Annotated in this window: 17 protein-coding genes; 11 read left to right on the top strand and 6 right to left on the bottom strand. The window is 68.4% G+C overall.

Features of this window, described 5'->3' with window-relative positions:
* On the top strand, positions 1-345 hold a 345-nt coding region (locus BM388_RS14050; RefSeq protein ID WP_139233902.1), incomplete at its 5' end, for an IS30 family transposase.
* On the opposite strand, the gene BM388_RS17650 is transcribed toward BM388_RS14050, so the two are convergent.
* The gene (locus tag BM388_RS17650; RefSeq protein WP_139233949.1) at positions 304-513 is read right to left on the bottom strand and encodes a hypothetical protein; all 210 of its coding nucleotides are present in this window, start codon (positions 511-513) and stop codon (positions 304-306) included. The two genes, BM388_RS14050 and BM388_RS17650, sit on opposite strands and share 42 nt — an antisense overlap.
* Before the next feature lie 31 nt (positions 514-544).
* On the bottom strand, positions 545-2,458 hold the full coding sequence (locus tag BM388_RS14045) for a glycosyltransferase (protein WP_245781559.1): 1,914 nt from the start codon (positions 2,456-2,458) through the stop codon (positions 545-547).
* A 304-nt stretch (positions 2,459-2,762) separates the two neighbouring features.
* Between BM388_RS14045 and gmk the strand changes: the two genes are divergently transcribed.
* The 5 genes from gmk (at position 2,763) to thpR (ending at position 7,048) form a co-directional block, all read left to right on the top strand.
* Positions 2,763-3,377 carry a guanylate kinase gene (gmk, locus tag BM388_RS14040; RefSeq protein WP_089851241.1) on the top strand — a complete coding sequence of 205 codons (615 nt, stop codon included), beginning with the start codon at positions 2,763-2,765 and terminating at the stop codon, positions 3,375-3,377.
* 168 nt (positions 3,378-3,545) lie between these two features.
* Positions 3,546-3,809, top strand: coding sequence for a DNA-directed RNA polymerase subunit omega (gene rpoZ / locus BM388_RS14035; RefSeq protein ID WP_089851239.1), 264 nt, complete (start codon positions 3,546-3,548; stop codon positions 3,807-3,809).
* A 72-nt stretch (positions 3,810-3,881) separates the two neighbouring features.
* On the top strand, positions 3,882-6,026 hold the full coding sequence (locus BM388_RS14030) for a RelA/SpoT family protein (RefSeq protein WP_089851236.1): 2,145 nt from the start codon (positions 3,882-3,884) through the stop codon (positions 6,024-6,026).
* A gap of 93 nt (positions 6,027-6,119) precedes the next feature.
* On the top strand, positions 6,120-6,509 hold the full coding sequence (locus BM388_RS14025) for a RidA family protein (protein WP_089851234.1): 390 nt from the start codon (positions 6,120-6,122) through the stop codon (positions 6,507-6,509).
* Positions 6,510-6,532: 23 nt separating this feature from the next.
* Positions 6,533-7,048, top strand: a complete 516-nt coding sequence (gene thpR / locus BM388_RS14020; RefSeq protein WP_089851231.1) for an RNA 2',3'-cyclic phosphodiesterase — start codon at positions 6,533-6,535, stop codon at positions 7,046-7,048.
* 43 nt (positions 7,049-7,091) lie between these two features.
* On the opposite strand, the gene BM388_RS14015 is transcribed toward thpR, so the two are convergent.
* Positions 7,092-7,967 (bottom strand): SDR family oxidoreductase, encoded by an 876-nt coding sequence (locus tag BM388_RS14015; RefSeq protein WP_425431940.1) that lies wholly within the window; start codon positions 7,965-7,967, stop codon positions 7,092-7,094.
* Positions 7,968-8,081: 114 nt separating this feature from the next.
* Here BM388_RS14015 and BM388_RS14010 point away from each other — a divergent pair, with 114 nt between their 5' ends.
* Together BM388_RS14010 and recG are read left to right on the top strand one after the other, a co-directional pair.
* Positions 8,082-9,002 carry a hydrogen peroxide-inducible genes activator gene (locus tag BM388_RS14010; RefSeq protein WP_089851227.1) on the top strand — a complete coding sequence of 307 codons (921 nt, stop codon included), beginning with the start codon at positions 8,082-8,084 and terminating at the stop codon, positions 9,000-9,002.
* Positions 8,999-11,080, top strand: coding sequence for an ATP-dependent DNA helicase RecG (gene recG / locus BM388_RS14005; protein WP_089851225.1), 2,082 nt, complete (start codon positions 8,999-9,001; stop codon positions 11,078-11,080). Before BM388_RS14010 ends, recG begins: the two co-directional genes overlap by 4 nt.
* 108 nt (positions 11,081-11,188) lie before the next feature.
* Here the strand turns inward: recG and BM388_RS14000 are convergent, their stop codons facing one another.
* The 3 genes from BM388_RS14000 to BM388_RS13990 all read right to left on the bottom strand — a co-directional run bounded on the left by BM388_RS14000 (position 11,189) and on the right by BM388_RS13990 (position 13,203).
* On the bottom strand, positions 11,189-11,545 hold the full coding sequence (locus BM388_RS14000; protein ID WP_089851223.1) for a hypothetical protein: 357 nt from the start codon (positions 11,543-11,545) through the stop codon (positions 11,189-11,191).
* A gap of 63 nt (positions 11,546-11,608) precedes the next feature.
* Positions 11,609-11,884 carry an HU family DNA-binding protein gene (locus BM388_RS13995; RefSeq protein WP_089851221.1) on the bottom strand — a complete coding sequence of 92 codons (276 nt, stop codon included), beginning with the start codon at positions 11,882-11,884 and terminating at the stop codon, positions 11,609-11,611.
* Positions 11,885-12,042: 158 nt separating this feature from the next.
* Positions 12,043-13,203 (bottom strand): FAD-dependent oxidoreductase, encoded by a 1,161-nt coding sequence (locus tag BM388_RS13990; protein ID WP_089851219.1) that lies wholly within the window; start codon positions 13,201-13,203, stop codon positions 12,043-12,045.
* Positions 13,204-13,363: 160 nt separating this feature from the next.
* Here BM388_RS13990 and BM388_RS13985 point away from each other — a divergent pair, with 160 nt between their 5' ends.
* The 3 genes from BM388_RS13985 (at position 13,364) to phoB (ending at position 15,563) form a co-directional block, all read left to right on the top strand.
* Complete coding sequence (locus BM388_RS13985) at positions 13,364-13,840, top strand: chorismate--pyruvate lyase family protein (RefSeq protein WP_089851249.1); 477 nt, start codon at positions 13,364-13,366, stop codon at positions 13,838-13,840.
* A gap of 36 nt (positions 13,841-13,876) precedes the next feature.
* Positions 13,877-14,773: a 4-hydroxybenzoate octaprenyltransferase gene (gene ubiA, locus BM388_RS13980; protein WP_089851217.1), complete on the top strand. Its 897-nt coding sequence runs from the start codon at positions 13,877-13,879 to the stop codon at positions 14,771-14,773.
* A 100-nt stretch (positions 14,774-14,873) separates the two neighbouring features.
* On the top strand, positions 14,874-15,563 hold the full coding sequence (phoB, locus tag BM388_RS13975; RefSeq protein ID WP_089851215.1) for a phosphate regulon transcriptional regulator PhoB: 690 nt from the start codon (positions 14,874-14,876) through the stop codon (positions 15,561-15,563).
* Position 15,564: the final 1 nt, after the last annotated feature.

Raw genomic sequence — 15,564 nt, 5'->3', positions numbered from 1 at the left:
CTACTGAAACCTCGTCGGGGCGCGGTCCAGACCATCACGCTGGACAATGGCTCCGAATTCGCCGAGCACCAAGCCGTGTCCAAGGCAGTGACAGCAGCGACATACTTCTGTGATCCCTACTGCTCCGGGCAGCGTGGGACCAACGAGAACACCAATGGCCTGATACGGCAGTACTTTCCCAAGGGAACGGACTTCCGCCAGGTCACCGATGCCGAGCTTCGCAGGGTGCTCAGGAAGCTGAATGACCGCCCTCGAAAACGGCTCGGCTATCGGACACCGGCACAGGTATTCCTGGGGGAATACTCAGGAGCCCTGGATACCGCAGGTGCTGCACTTATTGCTTGAATTCAGGATGTAGAGCGAGAAGCCACTCAGCGAGAGGTCGTGTCCCGGCAGCGTCGACGCCTCATCGAAGGCCACCCGGAAGGGTAATTCGAGGCGCAGATGCCGGCGCTCATCCCGAGTCTCGTGGATGGGAGGCGAGGCGGTGGCAGAGGATGAGGTATCGGTCATGAAAAAACTTCCTTGAGGCGACGCGGGAGCCTCAGCTCCGGCGCTGGGACGGCGCGGCCATCAGCTCCAGCGTCACGTTGTGCAGCGTAATCGAGATCTCGCCGAGTTGCAGGGTACAGGAGGCGTCGAGGGCGCAGTCGATGCGATCGCCCTGCACCTCTAGCGGGTGGGTGGCGCGGATCAGGCGCGCAATCTCCGGCTCCAAGACCAGGGTGGTGCCATTGCCCGTCAGGCGCTGCGCCTGGCGGTCCGGCAAGGCACTCGCGGCCTTTGCCAGGCCGCTGCCGACATAGAGACGGCCCGACGGCAGAGAGACGCTGCTCTCGGAGGGCGCGGCGGACAGCACGGACACCAGCCAGCGCTCGTCGAGCGCCTGCCGGAGAGCCGTGGAACGCTGCAGCTCATGGGCGAACATCTGCACGGTGAGGCGATCCGGCGGCACCAGTACGTGCACGCCATAGCTGATCACCAGCAGCAGACAGGCCCCGACGACGCCGTGAATGACGTTGGCCAGGCGTCGCTGGCGGCGCACCGCGACGGGGTCTTCGGGTTCACCGGACGAAATGCCCTGACGCGACCACGACTGACGATTGAGCCGGAAACTGACATAGGTCTTGATCAGCGCCCCGATCAGCTGGTTGTAGTACAGCAGCGGAATCCACAGCAGGCTGAACCGCCCGCTCTGCAGGCCAAGCACCAGAGCCGTCACGCTGCGGGTAAACAGGATCCAGAGCAGATAGGTGAGCAGAAACGACGGCCGCATGAACAGCGCCAGCATGATCGCGATGGTGGGGCCCATGAGGGTCGTCCACATGGAGAGCCGCTGGTCCACCAGGCACCACCAGGTGAAGAATCCCATCTTCGCTGGCCCCAGCCGGATGGCACGGCCGTTAGTCCGCAGCATGTTGCCGAACCAGCGCTGCATGAGATCGCGCGTGGAGGCAAAGAAGCGCCGCCTGTCCGGCAGCTCCTCGAAGCCGGTCACGAACACATCCGGCAGATAGCGCATGGCATAGCCGCGCTGCAGCAGCCAGAACCAGGTCGACTTGTCGTCCCCCGAGAGAAACTTGAAGCGGCCCAGCCGCCAGTGATCGAGGCTGTCGTTCTCCACCAGCTCGATGAAGCCCGGCTGGGTGGTCGCCTCGGCGCGAAAGACGCTGAAGCGCCCGGTCAGCACCAGCAGACGGCGCGACAGGGAGAGCGAGCTCATCATCAGGTGGCGCTGCGCGTAGCGCAGGGCGTACCAGGCGCGGGTCACGTCCCCGCCACGAACGGTGGCCTGGTTATTGGTCGTCAGGGCACCAAGCCCGGGGTCGGCCGCGAAGAAGGAAACGGACCGCGACAGGGTGCCGGGCTCGAGATAGACATCGCCGTCCATCAGCACCACCAGCGCGCGCGAGGAGGGCATGCAGCGCGAAATGGCGCGCAGCGCATCGCCCATCGCGGACCGCTTGCCGTCGCCCTTCTGGAACAGGTAGCGCAGCTCGATGCCGGCCGGCGAACCGCAGGCCTCCAGGGCGTGCTCGATGGCCTCAACATCGCTGCGATCCGACAGCGAGGCTAAGATAGTGGTGGGCACGCCCAGCGCCACGGCCTCCTGAAACATCGCGCGATACACCGCGAAATTGATCGCCGGATCGAGTCTGAAGGAAGTGCATAGGATATAGAGTTCGTCGGGCCGCTCGGTCAGCGCGGCCGCATCGGCGTGACGACGCAGCCGCGGAAACGTGCGCGCGTTGTACCAGATGGCCCGCGCCAGATGGAGGCCCCACCAGCTGTATCGCCACAGGCCGATCAGGCCGATGGCGAAGAAGAACGACCGGGACGAGGGAGAGAACAGGTCCTCCGGCAAGGCGTCGGCCAGCAGCAGCAGCAGGGCGACCCCCACCATCAGGGCGGTCAGCTCGGTGGCCCAGTGCGTCACCCGACGCCGAGCAGTGGTCACGATAATAGTCTTCCTGAACAATAAAACATGGATGTAAATTCTGCCTGTTAGCGGCACGCCGTATCCGATGCGAGGCATGAAGGCGTCGCACCGGCAAAAGGAAAATGGGTCATCTACTGGGCGTATTAATAATAATTCTAAATTAGATTAATCTCAATTTTAAGGCGTGGCCATTCACCCTGGGCGACTGCAGTGCCCGGCTCAGTATCGCACGACGGGCCCTGCAGGACGTCACGAATTCATGCGATACTGCGCCTTTTACGTCGCCGTCCAGGCGTCGTTCCACCGTCAGAGACCCCCGCTCATGGCCCAAGGTACGCTCTTCATCGTTTCCGCTCCCTCCGGCGCCGGCAAGACCAGCCTGGTGCGCGAACTGATCGAAAGCCTCGATGGCATCCAGGTCTCGGTCTCGCACACCACCCGCGAGCGCCGCGAGGGCGAGGTCGACGGCGTCAACTACCACTTCGTGGAGGTGGCGAGCTTCGAGGCGATGGTTGAGCAGGGCGACTTCTTCGAGTACGCCCGGGTGTTCGACAACTACTACGGCACCTCGCGCAGCGCCGTGCAGGCGATGCTCGCCGCCGGCCAGGACGTGATCCTGGAGATTGACTGGCAGGGCGCCCGCCAGGTACGAGCGCAGCTGCCCGACGCGGTCTCGGTGTTCATCCTGCCGCCCTCACGGGAGGAGCTGGAGCGCCGCCTCGCCGGCCGCGGTACCGATGAGCACGCCATCATCGCCCGGCGCATGCGCGACGCGGTGGACGAGATGACCCACCACGACGAGTACGACTACCTGGTGATCAACGACGACTTCACCACGGCCCTGCGCGAACTGCAGTCGCTGGTGATCGCGCGACGCCTGACCCTCGAGCGGGTCAGCGAGCATCACGCCCCGCTGCTGGCGGCCCTGCTGGACTGAGTCCCCGCTTCGTCGCGGCGCCTCCGGGCCCTGACCGAGGCGCTTGTCAGGGCAACCGGGCGTCGAGTAATCTATCCGGTCTACCTGTCGGTGGATGTCCCGGGGCGTTTCTACGCCGCCCGGGCATTGCCCGTCGGTACCTTATTCTTACATTGCAGGAAGGCATCCATGGCACGTGTCACCGTCGAAGACTGTCTCGAAAACGTCGAAAATCGCTTCAAGCTGGTGATGATCTCCACTCACCGTGCCCGCCAGCTGGCGCGGGGCTCTCGCGACGCCCTGCTGCCCTGGGAAAACGACAAGCCCACCGTGATGGCGCTGCGCGAGATCGCCGCCGGCAAGGTCGACTCCAGCGTGCTTGACGAGCCCGTCGAGGCGGCACCGGTGCGCGTGCGCCCCGAGTTCGAGCCGGGCAGCCACCCCGAGGAGTGATCCTGCCGCTCCGACGCAGGAGCGCTTCCCCTCTGTCCGCAGAGCCATCACGCAGCATTCAGGGCGCGCCGCATGTTCACCATCGATGACCTGGCCGATCGACTCGGCGGCTATCTTCCCAAGGACGAGATCCAGCAGGTCAGGCGTGCCTTCTACTATGCCGAGCAGGCCCACGACGGCCAGCGCCGTCGCTCCGGCGAGCCCTATGTGACCCACCCCCTGGCGGTCGCCAACATCCTCGCCAACATGCACATGGACCATCAGAGCCTGATGGCCGCCATGCTCCACGACGTGATCGAGGACACCGGCGTCGCCAAGAAGGCCCTGGCCCGACAGTTCGGCGACCCAGTGGCCGAGCTGGTCGACGGCGTCTCCAAGCTGACCCAGATCACCTTCGAGGACAAGGCGGTCGCCCAGGCCGAGAACTTCCAGAAGATGGTGCTGGCGATGTCGCGCGACATCCGGGTGATCATCGTCAAGCTCGCCGACCGGCTGCACAACATGCGCACCCTGGGCGCCCTGCGTCCCGAGAAGAAGCGCCGCATCGCCCGCGAGACGCTGGAGATCTACGCCCGCATCGCCAGCCGGCTGGGCATCAACACCATCCGCATCGAGCTCGAGGACCTCTCCTTCCAGGCCCTCTACCCGATGCGTGCCGAGCGCATCAAGCGCGCCGTCTCCAGCGCCCGGGGCCATCGCCGCTCGACGATCCGCCAGCTCCAGAGCAACCTGCAGCAGAGCCTTGACGACGAGGGCCTGACCGGCACGGTGATCGGCCGCCAGAAGCACCTGCTGTCGATCTATCGCAAGATGCGCGATCAGCGGAAGTCCTTCGCCGAGATCATGGACGTCTTCGGGTTTCGCATCATCACCGAGGACGTCGACAGCTGCTATCGCATTCTCGGCGTGGTGCACAACCTCTACAAGCCGGTGCCGGGGCGCTTCAAGGACTACATCGCCATCCCCAAGGCCAACGGCTACCAGAGCCTGCACACCACCCTGTTCGGGCGCGGCGGCATGCCCATCGAGGTGCAGATCCGTACCCGCGAGATGGAGGCCCTGGCCAACAACGGCGTCGCCGCCCACTGGCTCTACAAGGCCGGCCAGACCGACCACCCCATCGCCCAGGGCAGCCATGCCCGGGCACGCGCCTGGGTCAAGGGGCTGCTGGAGATGCAGCGCCACGCCGGGGACTCGCTGGAGTTCATCGAGCACGTCAAGAACGACCTCTTCCCCGACGATATCTACGTGTTCACGCCCAAGGGCGACATCATGGAGCTGCCCCAGGGCGCCACGGTGATCGACTTCGCCTACAGCGTGCACACCGCCATCGGTAACAGCTGCATCGCCTGTCGCATCGACCGCCACCTGGCCCCGCTATCCACCCGACTCGAGAGCGGCCAGACCCTGGAGATCATCACCGCCCCCGGCGCGCGGCCCAACCTGGCCTGGCTCAATTTCGTGATCACCGCCAAGGCGCGCTCGGCGATCCGCCACGCCCTCAAGCACCAGCAGCAGACCGAGGCGGTCCAGCTAGGCCGCCGCCTGCTCAACAAGGCCCTGGCCCGATTCGAGACCAGCCTGGAGGAGCTGCCCGAGGGCGTGCTCGACCGCCTGCTCGAGGAGCACGCGCTGAAGCACGAGGCGCCGCTGCTGGAGTCCATCGGGCTCGGCACCCGCGTCGCCCACGTGGTGGCCCGCCGGCTGGTCGGCCTGCTGCAGGACGAACCCGGCGAGTCGGGCGCGCCCGCAGGGCAGACGCCGCTCCCCCATCAGCCGATCCAGATCAGCGGGGCGGAGGGCATGGTGATCAAGTTCGCGCGCTGCTGCCGACCGCTGCCCGGCGACCCGGTGCTCGGGCATCTCTCGGTGGGCAAGGGCATCGTCGTGCACCGCGCCGAGTGCCGCAACCTGGGCGACCTGCGCGATGATCCCGACAAGCTGTTCGCCCTGGAGTGGTCCGCTGACATCGACGAGGACTTCCCCGCGGCCCTGCGCCTGGAGATGGAGAGCCGCCGCGGCCTGGTGGCAGAGCTCGCCGCCCTGATCACCGACGCCGGCGCCAACATCGAGAGCATCGACATCGAGGAGCGCGACGCGCGGCTGTCGATCGTCAACCTGATCCTGTCGGTCCGCAACCGCGTGCACCTGGCGCGCATCATCAAGCGCCTGCGCAACCTGTCTCACGTGGGACGCATCACCCGACTCGGCAACTGATCCAACGACGCCCCACCCGTCGCCGTCGGCGGCGGGTGGGGCGTTGATGTTATCGACACGCAGAACACCAACAACGTCACGAGGAGCACCATCATGAGCAACAAGGCCGTGATCAACACCGACCAGGCACCCGCCGCCATCGGCCCCTACTCCCAGGCCATCAAGGCCGGCAACACCGTCTACATCTCCGGCCAGATCCCCCTGGACCCGACCAGCATGGAGATCGTCTCCGACGACTTCGAGGCCCAGGCGCGCCAGGTCTTCGCCAATCTCAAGGCCGTCTGCGAGGAGGCCGCCGGCACCCTGCAGGACGTGGTCAAGGTCAACCTCTACCTGGTCGACCTGGGTCAGTTCGCGGTGGTCAATCAGGTGATGGAGGAGTTCTTCAAGGCGCCCTTCCCGGCGCGTGCCGCGGTGGGCGTGAAGGCGCTGCCGAAGGGCGCGCTGGTCGAGGCGGAGGCCGTGCTGGTCATCGGCGACTGATCCCTATCGCCTGATCCTCCGGCATGCGCCTCTTCCTGGCCCTGATGCCGCCGCCGGCCCTGCGCCGGCGGCTCGGCGAACTCGCCGAGCGGGCCCATGCCCGCTGTGGAGGGCGGCGCGTGCCCGATGACAGCCTGCACCTGACCCTGGCCTTCCTCGGCGAGGTCAGCGAGGAAAGGGCCGAGGAGCTCTCGACCTGGGTAGAAGGACTGGACGTGCCCGAAGGTAAGTGTCGCCTGGACGCCTGGGGCGCCTTTCGCCGCCCGGGCATCCTCTGGGTGGGAAGCCAGATGCCCGACAGGGCGCTGGTGAATCTCCAGGCGTCTCTGTGGCGGGACCTCGAGCCGCAGGGCTTCACGGGCCGACCGTCGCGCTTCATCCCTCACGTGACGCTGCTGCGTCGGGCCCGTCGACTGGAGACCGCGGGGCTTTGCTCGCCGGACCTGAGCTGGCCCTACCGGCGGGTCGCGCTGCTGCGCTCCTTCACCGATCAGGACGGCGCCCGCTACCAGACCCTCGCCCGCTCGCCGCTCTCCTGAAATGGCGTCCTGAACCCGCCGTCCTGATCGGGCCGCCGGCCCATCACGCCTTCTCGGACAGGAAGCCTCCCGCCCTCAGCACCTGGGCATAGCCCTCGCGAAAGCTCGGATAGCGGAAGCGATAGCCACTCTCGAGCAGGCGCGCGTTGTCGCAGCGCTTGCTGGCGCGGCGGCGCAGGGGAGACTGGATATTCTCGGTGGCCTCGACCTTGAGCTGCCTGGCGATCCAGGCCATCACCTCGTTGAGCGGCGCCGGTTCGCAGTCGCTGCCGAGATAGAGCGGCTCGAGCGGGGTGCCGGCGAGCGACAGGCCGATCAGGTGCGCAAGCGCTCCGGCGCAGTCGTCGCGGTGGATGCGGTTGGAGTACATCACGGGACTCGCCGGCGCGATGCGCCCCTCGCCGACCTGGCGAATCAGGCGGTCGCGACCGGGACCGTAGATCCCCGAGAAGCGCACCACGGTGCCGGGCAGGTCGTGGTCGATCAGCGCCCGCTCGGCCTCGCACATCAGGGTGCCGGAGAAACCGGACGGCGCGGCGGGGCTTTCCTCGTCGACCAGCTCGCCGTCGCGCTGTGCATAGACGCTGGTCGAGGAGACGAAGAACACGCGCTGCGGCGGCCGGTCACGGCCGGCGAACTCCTGGAGCACGGCCTTCAGGCCGTCGGGGTAGGCGGCGCGATAGGCTTCCTCCTCGAAACGATCGGCGCTGACCACGTAGACCAAGGTGTCGGCGTCGGGCAGCCCCGGAAGGGTGGCCGGGTCGGCGAGGTCGACCGCCACGGCCTCGAGGCCGCTGCCCTCAAGCGCCTGGGGATGGCGGCGCGCCCCGACCACGCGGTGTCCGGCCTCGAGCAGCTCGTGCCCCAGCGCCTTGCCGATGTCGCCGCAACCGAGAATCAGTGTCGTCGTCTTCTTCACCTTTGCCCCACCCCCTGATAAAAAGTCCCTATTGGCATTATTGTGTCCCATCCTATCGGGCATGATCGCCTTCGACCGTCACCCGCTTTAGAAGAGGATGCCTGCCGGCACCACATGACTCTAACAGAACTCCGCTATATCGTGACACTGGCTCAGGAGCGCCACTTTGGACGCGCCGCGGAGCGCTGCTTCGTCTCCCAGCCGACCCTGTCGGTGGCCGTCAAGAAGCTCGAGGAGGAGCTCGGCGTGGCGCTGTTCGAGCGCTCGAAATCCACCGTGCAGGTCACCCCTATGGGGGAGCGGATCGTCGAGCAGGCCCAGCGCGTGCTGGAACAGAGCAGCGTGATCAAGGAGCTGGCCACCGCCGGCCGCGACCAGCTGGCGAGCCCGCTGCGCATCGGCGCCATCTACACCATCGGCCCCTACCTCTTCCCGTACCTGATCCCGGAGCTCTCCCAACAGGCCCCCCAGATGCCGCTCTACATCGAGGAGGGCTTCACCGGCAACCTGCGCCGCAAGCTCAGAAGCGGTGAACTGGACGCCATCATCATCGCGCTGCCCTTCACCGAGACCGACGTGGTTACCAAGCCGCTCTACGAGGAGGCCTTCGAGGTGTTGCTGCCGGCCGACCACCGCTGGGCCGAGCGCGAGAGCATCGACAAGGAGGACCTGCTGGAGGAGCGCCTGCTGCTGCTCGGCGAGGGACACTGCTTCCGCGACCAGATCCTCGAGGCCTGTCCGGCCATCAGCCACCAGCTCGCGAGCCCCTCCAACACCCTCACCGCCGAGGGAGGGTCGCTGGAGACCATCCGCCACATGGTGGCCTCGAAGCTCGGCATCACCGTGCTGCCGCGCTCGGCCATCGGCACCGGACACTACGAGCGCGGCATGCTGGTAAGCCGGCCCTTCAGCGCCCCGGCACCCTCGCGCACCGTGGCCATCGCCTGGCGCGCCAGCTTCCCGCGGCCCCGGGCCATCGATGCCGTCACCGACGCCATCGCGCACTGCCGGCAGGCCGAGCTCGACCCGGCATGAGCGGCCTCGATGCCCCCGTCACGGACCTCAAGGGGGTCGGCGAGGCGCTGGCCGGGAAGCTCGCCCGGCTCGGCATCGAGCGCGTCGCCGACCTGCTGTTCCACCTGCCGCTGCGCTATCAGGACCGCACCCGGATCACCCCCATCGCCACCCTGAGTGCCGGGCACGAGGCGGTGGTGGAGGGCGAGGTAGTGGCCGGCGAGGTGGTACACGGGCGGCGGCGCAGCCTGCTGGTGCGCCTGCGCGACGGCTCCGGCATCCTCAGCCTGCGCTTCTTCCACTTCTCCCCCGCCCAGCAGCAGCAGTTCCAGGCCGGCGCCCGGGTGCGCGCCTTCGGCGAGGCCCGCGCCGGCGCCACCGGGCTCGAGCTCTACCATCCGGAGTATCGCCTGCTGAGCGGCGGCGACGCCCCGGTGGAGGATCATCTGACGCCCATCTATCCGGCTACCGAGGGGCTGCACCAGACCCGGCTGCGGGCGCTGATCGATCAGGCCCTGGCGCGCCTGGACGCCGACCCCGACGCCCTGCCGGACGGCATCCCCGAGCCACTGCGCCAGCGCTTCGGCCTGCCCGGGCTGCACCACTGCCTGGATACCCTGCACCGCCCGCCGCCGGAGGCCGACCCGGAACAGCTGGCCGGCGGCCATCATCCGGCGCGTCGACGCCTGGCCCTGGAGGAGCTGCTCGCCCATCGGCTCAGCCTGCAGGAGGTGCGCCAGCGCATCCAGGAGGACGGTGCCCCGGCCCTTCACGGCGGGCGTGGCCTGCAGGCGCGTTTCCTGACCCAGCTGCCCTTCTCGCTGACCGGCGCCCAGCGCCGGGTGCTCGACGAGCTCGCCGCCGACCTGGCGCGCCAGGTGCCGATGCTGCGGCTGGTGCAGGGCGACGTCGGCTCCGGCAAGACGGTGGTCGCCGCCATGGCGGCGCTCTCGGCCATCGCCGCCGACTGCCAGGCGGCGATGATGGCCCCCACCGAGATACTGGCCGAGCAGCACTATCGCACCTTCAGCGCTTGGTTCGAGCCGCTGGGCATCGAGGTGGCCTGGCTCTCGGGCAAGCTCAAGGGCAAGGCGCGCCTGGACGCCAAGGCGGCGATCAGCGATGGCCGGGCGCGCATGGTGGTGGGCACCCACGCGCTCTTCCAGGGTGACGTGCACTTCCAGCGCCTGGGGCTCGCCATCATCGACGAGCAGCACCGATTCGGCGTCCATCAGCGCCTGGCGCTGCGCGAGAAGGGCGAGGCCGGCGGCCTCACGCCCCACCAGCTGGTGATGACCGCCACGCCGATCCCGCGCACCCTGGCGATGAGCGCCTACGCCGACCTGGACGTCTCGGTGATCGACGAGCTGCCCCCCGGTCGCACCCTGGTGAAGACGGTGGTGATGCCCGACGAGCGCCGCCCCGAGGTGATGGCGCGCATCCGCCACGCCTGCGCCGAGGGGCGCCAGGCCTACTGGGTCTGCACGCTGATCGAGGAGTCCGAGGCGCTGCAATGCCAGGCCGCCGAGGCGACCCGGGACGAGCTCACCGAGACCCTGCCGGGGCTCTCCATCGGCCTGGTCCACGGTCGCATGAAGCCCGCCGACAAGGCCGCGGTGATGGCGGCCTTCAAGGCAGGCGAGCTGGACCTGCTGGTCGCCACCACGGTGATCGAGGTAGGGGTCGACGTGCCCAACGCCAGCCTGATGATCATCGAGAACCCCGAGCGGCTGGGGCTCTCGCAGCTGCACCAGCTACGCGGCCGGGTCGGGCGCGGGGCCGTGGAGAGCTTCTGCGTGCTCCTCTACCATCCGCCGCTATCGGCCCACTCCCGGGAGCGGCTTTCCGTGATGCGCGAGACCACCGACGGTTTTCGCATCGCCGAGAAGGACCTGGAGATCCGCGGGCCCGGCGAGGTGCTCGGTACCCGCCAGACGGGGCTCGCGCACATGAAGGTTGCCGACCTGGAGCGCGACGCCGACCTGCTGGAGCGCATCGCCCCCCTGGCAGAGGCCCTGCTGGCGAGCCACCCCGAGGCCAGCCAGCCGCTGATTCGTCGCTGGCTCGGCGAGCAGGCGGGTCGTTACGGACAGGTGTGATGGCGGTCAAGCGGTCAAGCGGTCAAGCGGTCAAGCGGTCAAGCAGGATATGTCGTCGGAGCAAGCTAGAAGGGGTGCCTTTGTAGCTCGGCGCCTGTGGCTGAGCGCTTAGAGGTGCTTGAGCAGGCGCTGCAGCTTCTTGAGGTCGCCGGAGTCGCCGACCAGGCGCACGGTGCCTTCCATCATGCCGTCGAGGAAGGCCTGCTGGGTCGGCTTCTTGAGGACCCTGAGCGCCGTGGCTTCGTCCGCGAAGCGCAGCTCGAGATCGAGATCCACCGGTAGGCCCCGGCCCGCGCGAATGCCGCCGGGTGACATGCGGTAGTGCCGGGCGATGGACAGATCCTCGGTGGCGATGCCCCAATCAAGGCCGTGCATCTCGCCGAGCAGCTCGCGAAACCGCGGCTTGCGGCGCAGGGCGCGCTTGAGCATCAGCCCGAGCAGCCACAGCATCAATTGCAGCTTCATATCGGCTCCGGATCCGGAGGGAGGGGGAATCACGCGGCCCGCGTTTTTGCGGGCCGCAGCGCCTTATTTGCCGACGGCGTCCTTGAGGCCCTTGCCTGGCTTGAAGGCGACGGTCTTGCTGGCCGGGATGGTCAGCGGCTTGCCGGTCTGGGGGTTCTTGCCGGTGCGCGCGGCACGCTCGCGCACGGTAAAGGTGCCGAAGCCGATCAGCGAGACATCCTGTCCCTGAGAGACGCTCCCGGTGATCTCGTCGAGAATGACGTTGAGCACCTGGCTGGCCTTGTCCTTGGATAGATCAGCACGCTCGGCAATCGCCGCGGCGAGTTCTGGCTTGCGCATACAGCCCTCCTGATATTGGCATCGAAATGCCGGCGTTCGTCGCCGACTGGATGATTATTTCATACGACCCGTCAGCGCATCACGCGCCCGCCCTCCATCGTGCTCATGACGATGGCGCCGCGACTCGATGACCGCGCGAGGCCCGGTGGTTGACGAGCCTAGCCTAGCAACGGCGGCGCGGCTCGCGCCAGTTCGACTTTCCGACGCACGCAGCGCCCTGTCAACGCAAAGCCGATCAGCCGTCCCGCCTCGTCCTCGGCCAGCGCCGTCAGGTCGCGGCCCTCTCCCTCGAGGCGCCAGCGCGCCGGCGCGCGGGCGGGGGGCAGCGCCACCACCGGCAGCAGCGGCGTCTTGACCAGCACCGGCCAGGGGCCGTAGGCCACCGAGGTGGGCGTGCCGGTCAGGGTCCGCGCCAGGGCCTTGGCGCTGGCCAGCAGCGGCTGGACGTACATGGCATTGACCCCGTCGACGCAGGCCACGTCGCCCAGGGCGTGGATGCCGGACGCCGAGGTCGCCAGCCGGCGGTCGGTGTGGATGCCGCTCTGGCTGACCGCGAGCCCGGCCGACTCGGCGAGCGCGGTGCGCGGCCTGAGTCCGGTGGCCACCAGCACCAGGTCGGCCGAGAGTGACGCGCCGTCGTCGAGCTCCACTGCGACCCCATCGCCCTCGGCCTCGAGCCGGACCAGGGTGCGCCCGGTGTGAAGGGCCATGCCGGCCTCGCGGAAGGCCTCGCCCAGGGCGTGGCCCAGCGTCTCGGGGATCAGCCGCGGCAAGGGGGCCGGTTCCGGCGCCACCAGCTCCACCGCGTGTCCGCCCGCGGCGAGGTCGTTGGCGAACTCGCATCCCACCAGGCCGATACCGATGACCGCCACCCTAGCCGGCCGACCGAGCGCCGCCAGGGCCACATGGAAGGCGCGGTAGTCGTCCAGGTCGTTGACGCTGAAGACGCGTTCGTCGACGGCCTCGGGCAGCGTGAAGGGCCACGCCGGCGCCGCGCCGGTGGCCAGCACCAGCTCGCTCCAGGGCAGGGTCTCGGCGCCGATCGTCAGCGTCCGGGCCGTGGCGTCGATCGCCTCGACCCGGGTATGGGTGCGCACCACGGCGCCGAGCTCGTCGGCCACCTCGAGAGCCGAGCGCGCCGCCAGGCGCGACGGCGGGAGGCGCTTGGCGAAGCCGGTGGAGAGCAACGGCTTGGAGTAGTCGTCGCCGCTGTCGGCGGTGATCAGGGTCATCGGTCGCGCGGGGTCGAGCTGGCGCAGCTGACGCAGCAGTCCGAGACCCGCCATGCCGGAGCCGATGATGGTCAGGGGGGCGGTCATGGAACTCCTCGAGTCGGGGGCCGGGGCGGCCCGTCGCGGGAAAGCGTGTCGGCTCGACATGGTACACTAGCCGCCCTCGAAATCGACGCGGAGAGACACGGTGAGCAACGGCCCGGGAAGCGATCCACGCTGGCGCCCCCTGGCGGCGGCACGCCCCGCCATGAGCCCCGACTGGTGGCGCTGGGTCGCCTCACGCGACTCGCTCACCGCCCGGCTGGTCGCCGCCGGGGGCCAGCGCGACTTCCGGGTGCGCCTGCTGGACCAGCGCCTCGGCCGCCCCCATCGCGACGAGGCCCTGGCCCTGGGGCTGCCCCACACGCGTCTGGCCTGGCTGCGCGAGGTGGCGCTGTGCCTGGACGAGCGTCCCTGGGTCATGGCCCGCTCGGTGGTGCCCCTGGACGGGCTGCACGGCCAGCGCCTCGAGGGCCTGGGCGAGCGCTCACTGGGCAGCTGGCTGTTCCGACAGCCCGACCTGGTCCGCGGTCCCCTGGAGGTCGCCGACCATCCGGCGTCCTTTCCCGCCGCCCGCGGCCCCTGGGCGCGCCGCTCGGTATTTCGCCACCGGCGCTTCGCCGTGCTGGTCCAGGAGTATTTCCTTGACAGCATGATGGATGACCTCGGGCTCCCTTCACGCTAGGCTCTGCCGGCACGCCTATATAAGCGAGAGACCCAGATGGATCGATCCCTGATGCGCCCCAGGGGCCTGGCGCGACTGCCCGACTTCCTGCACCTGACCCGGCTGGACCGCCCTATCGGCACCTGGCTGCTGATGTGGCCCACCCTCTGGGCACTGTGGATCGCCGCCGAGGGGCTCCCCGGACGCCGGGTACTGCTGATCTTCATCGTCGGGGTCTACCTGATGCGCGCCGCCGGCTGCGTGGTCAACGACTACGCCGACCGCCACCTCGACGGCCACGTCAAGCGCACCAAGAACCGCCCCCTGGCCACCGGCCGCATCGCCGAGGGAGAGGCCCAGGGGCTCTTCGCGATCCTGGTGATGTCGGCCTTCGTGCTGGTCTGCTTCACCAACCTCTTCACGGTGATGCTCTCGGTGGTGGGCGTGGCCCTGGCCGCCATCTACCCCTTCATGAAGCGCTACACCCACCTGCCCCAGGCCTTTCTCGGCGCGGCCTTCTCCTGGGCGATCCCCATGGCCTTCGGGGCGGTGCTCGGCACGGTGCCGCCGGTCGCCTGGCTGCTGTTCGCCGCCAACGTGGCCTGGACGGTGGCCTACGACACCGAGTACGCCATGGTCGACCGCGACGACGATCTGAAGATCGGCATCAAGTCCACCGCGGTGCTCTTCGGCCGCGCCGACCGGCTGATGATCGGCCTGCTGCAGGGCCTGACCCTGGCGCTGCTGGCCTGGGCCGGGGCCCTGCTCGCACTAGGGGGCTTCTTCTGGCTGGGACTCGCCGCCATGGCGGCGACCTTCGTGCACCAGCAGCGGCTGATCCGCGAACGCGATCGCGACCGCTGCTTCCAGGCCTTTCTCAACAACCACTGGTCGGGCCTGGTGGCCTTCGCCGGCATCGCGCTCTCGCTGTGGCCGGCGGGACCTGGCGGATAAGCAGGGCGGCTGAGCCGGCGACAGGCCGTACCTGTCACGCTATTGTCATCATGACGTGTTGTCATCGTCATCGACCTGACATTGACCATGAGGCTTCGGGATGAGCGCCAAGACCGTACTGATCGTCGACGATGAGGCGCCGATCCGCGAGATGATCGCGGTGGCGCTGGAGATGGCCGATTATCGCGTCCTCGAGGCGGACAGTGCCCAGGCGGCCCATGCCATGGTGGTCGACCACCAGCCCGACCTGGTGCTGCTCGACTGGATGATGCCCGGCATCAGCGGCATCGAGCTGGCCCGCCGCCTCAAGCGTGAGGAGGCCACCGCCGAGCTGCCGATCATCCTCCTCACCGCCAAGGGTGAGGAGGATAACAAGATCCAGGGTCTCGAGGCCGGGGCCGACGACTACATCACCAAGCCCTTCTCGCCGCGGGAACTGGTGGCACGCCTCAAGGCGGTGCTGCGCCGCGCCACCCCCCAGGGCGTCGAGGACGCGGTGGAGATCGACGGCCTGCTCCTCGATCCGGTCAGCCATCGAGTCAGCGTCGACGGCCAGTCGCTTGAGATGGGCCCCACCGAGTACCGACTGCTGCAGTTCTTCATGACGCATCAGGAGCGCGCCTACACCCGCGGCCAGCTGCTCGATCAGGTCTGGGGCGGCAACGTCTATGTCGAGGAGCGCACCGTGGACGTGCACATCCGCCGCCTGCGCAAGGCGCTGGGCGAGCCCTACCACCAGCTGATCCAGACCGTGCGTGGCACCGGCTACCGGTTCTCCGCCAAGGGCTGAC

It is taken from the genome of Halomonas saccharevitans (assembly GCF_900116405.1).
Lineage (GTDB): Bacteria > Pseudomonadota > Gammaproteobacteria > Pseudomonadales > Halomonadaceae > Halomonas > Halomonas saccharevitans.
Note: the sequence above shows the minus strand (reverse complement) of the source record. Positions and strands in the feature narration are given on the sequence as shown.

Bases quoted from the DNA above. Each gene is read 5' to 3' on its own strand.
- BM388_RS17650 (WP_139233949.1), bottom strand. From the start codon at position 513: ATGACCGATACCTCATCCTCTGCCACCGCCTCGCCTCCCATCCACGAG.
- rpoZ (WP_089851239.1), top strand. From the start codon at position 3,546: ATGGCACGTGTCACCGTCGAAGACTGTCTCGAAAACGTCGAAAATCGC.
- thpR (WP_089851231.1), top strand. From the start codon at position 6,533: ATGCGCCTCTTCCTGGCCCTGATGCCGCCGCCGGCCCTGCGCCGGCGG.
- BM388_RS14025 (WP_089851234.1), top strand. From the start codon at position 6,120: ATGAGCAACAAGGCCGTGATCAACACCGACCAGGCACCCGCCGCCATC.
- phoB (WP_089851215.1), top strand. From the start codon at position 14,874: ATGAGCGCCAAGACCGTACTGATCGTCGACGATGAGGCGCCGATCCGC.
- BM388_RS13985 (WP_089851249.1), top strand. From the start codon at position 13,364: ATGAGCCCCGACTGGTGGCGCTGGGTCGCCTCACGCGACTCGCTCACC.
- ubiA (WP_089851217.1), top strand. From the start codon at position 13,877: ATGGATCGATCCCTGATGCGCCCCAGGGGCCTGGCGCGACTGCCCGAC.
- gmk (WP_089851241.1), top strand. From the start codon at position 2,763: ATGGCCCAAGGTACGCTCTTCATCGTTTCCGCTCCCTCCGGCGCCGGC.
- BM388_RS14030 (WP_089851236.1), top strand. From the start codon at position 3,882: ATGTTCACCATCGATGACCTGGCCGATCGACTCGGCGGCTATCTTCCC.
- BM388_RS14010 (WP_089851227.1), top strand. From the start codon at position 8,082: ATGACTCTAACAGAACTCCGCTATATCGTGACACTGGCTCAGGAGCGC.
- BM388_RS13995 (WP_089851221.1), bottom strand. From the start codon at position 11,884: ATGCGCAAGCCAGAACTCGCCGCGGCGATTGCCGAGCGTGCTGATCTA.
- BM388_RS13990 (WP_089851219.1), bottom strand. From the start codon at position 13,203: ATGACCGCCCCCCTGACCATCATCGGCTCCGGCATGGCGGGTCTCGGA.
- recG (WP_089851225.1), top strand. From the start codon at position 8,999: ATGAGCGGCCTCGATGCCCCCGTCACGGACCTCAAGGGGGTCGGCGAG.
- BM388_RS14000 (WP_089851223.1), bottom strand. From the start codon at position 11,545: ATGAAGCTGCAATTGATGCTGTGGCTGCTCGGGCTGATGCTCAAGCGC.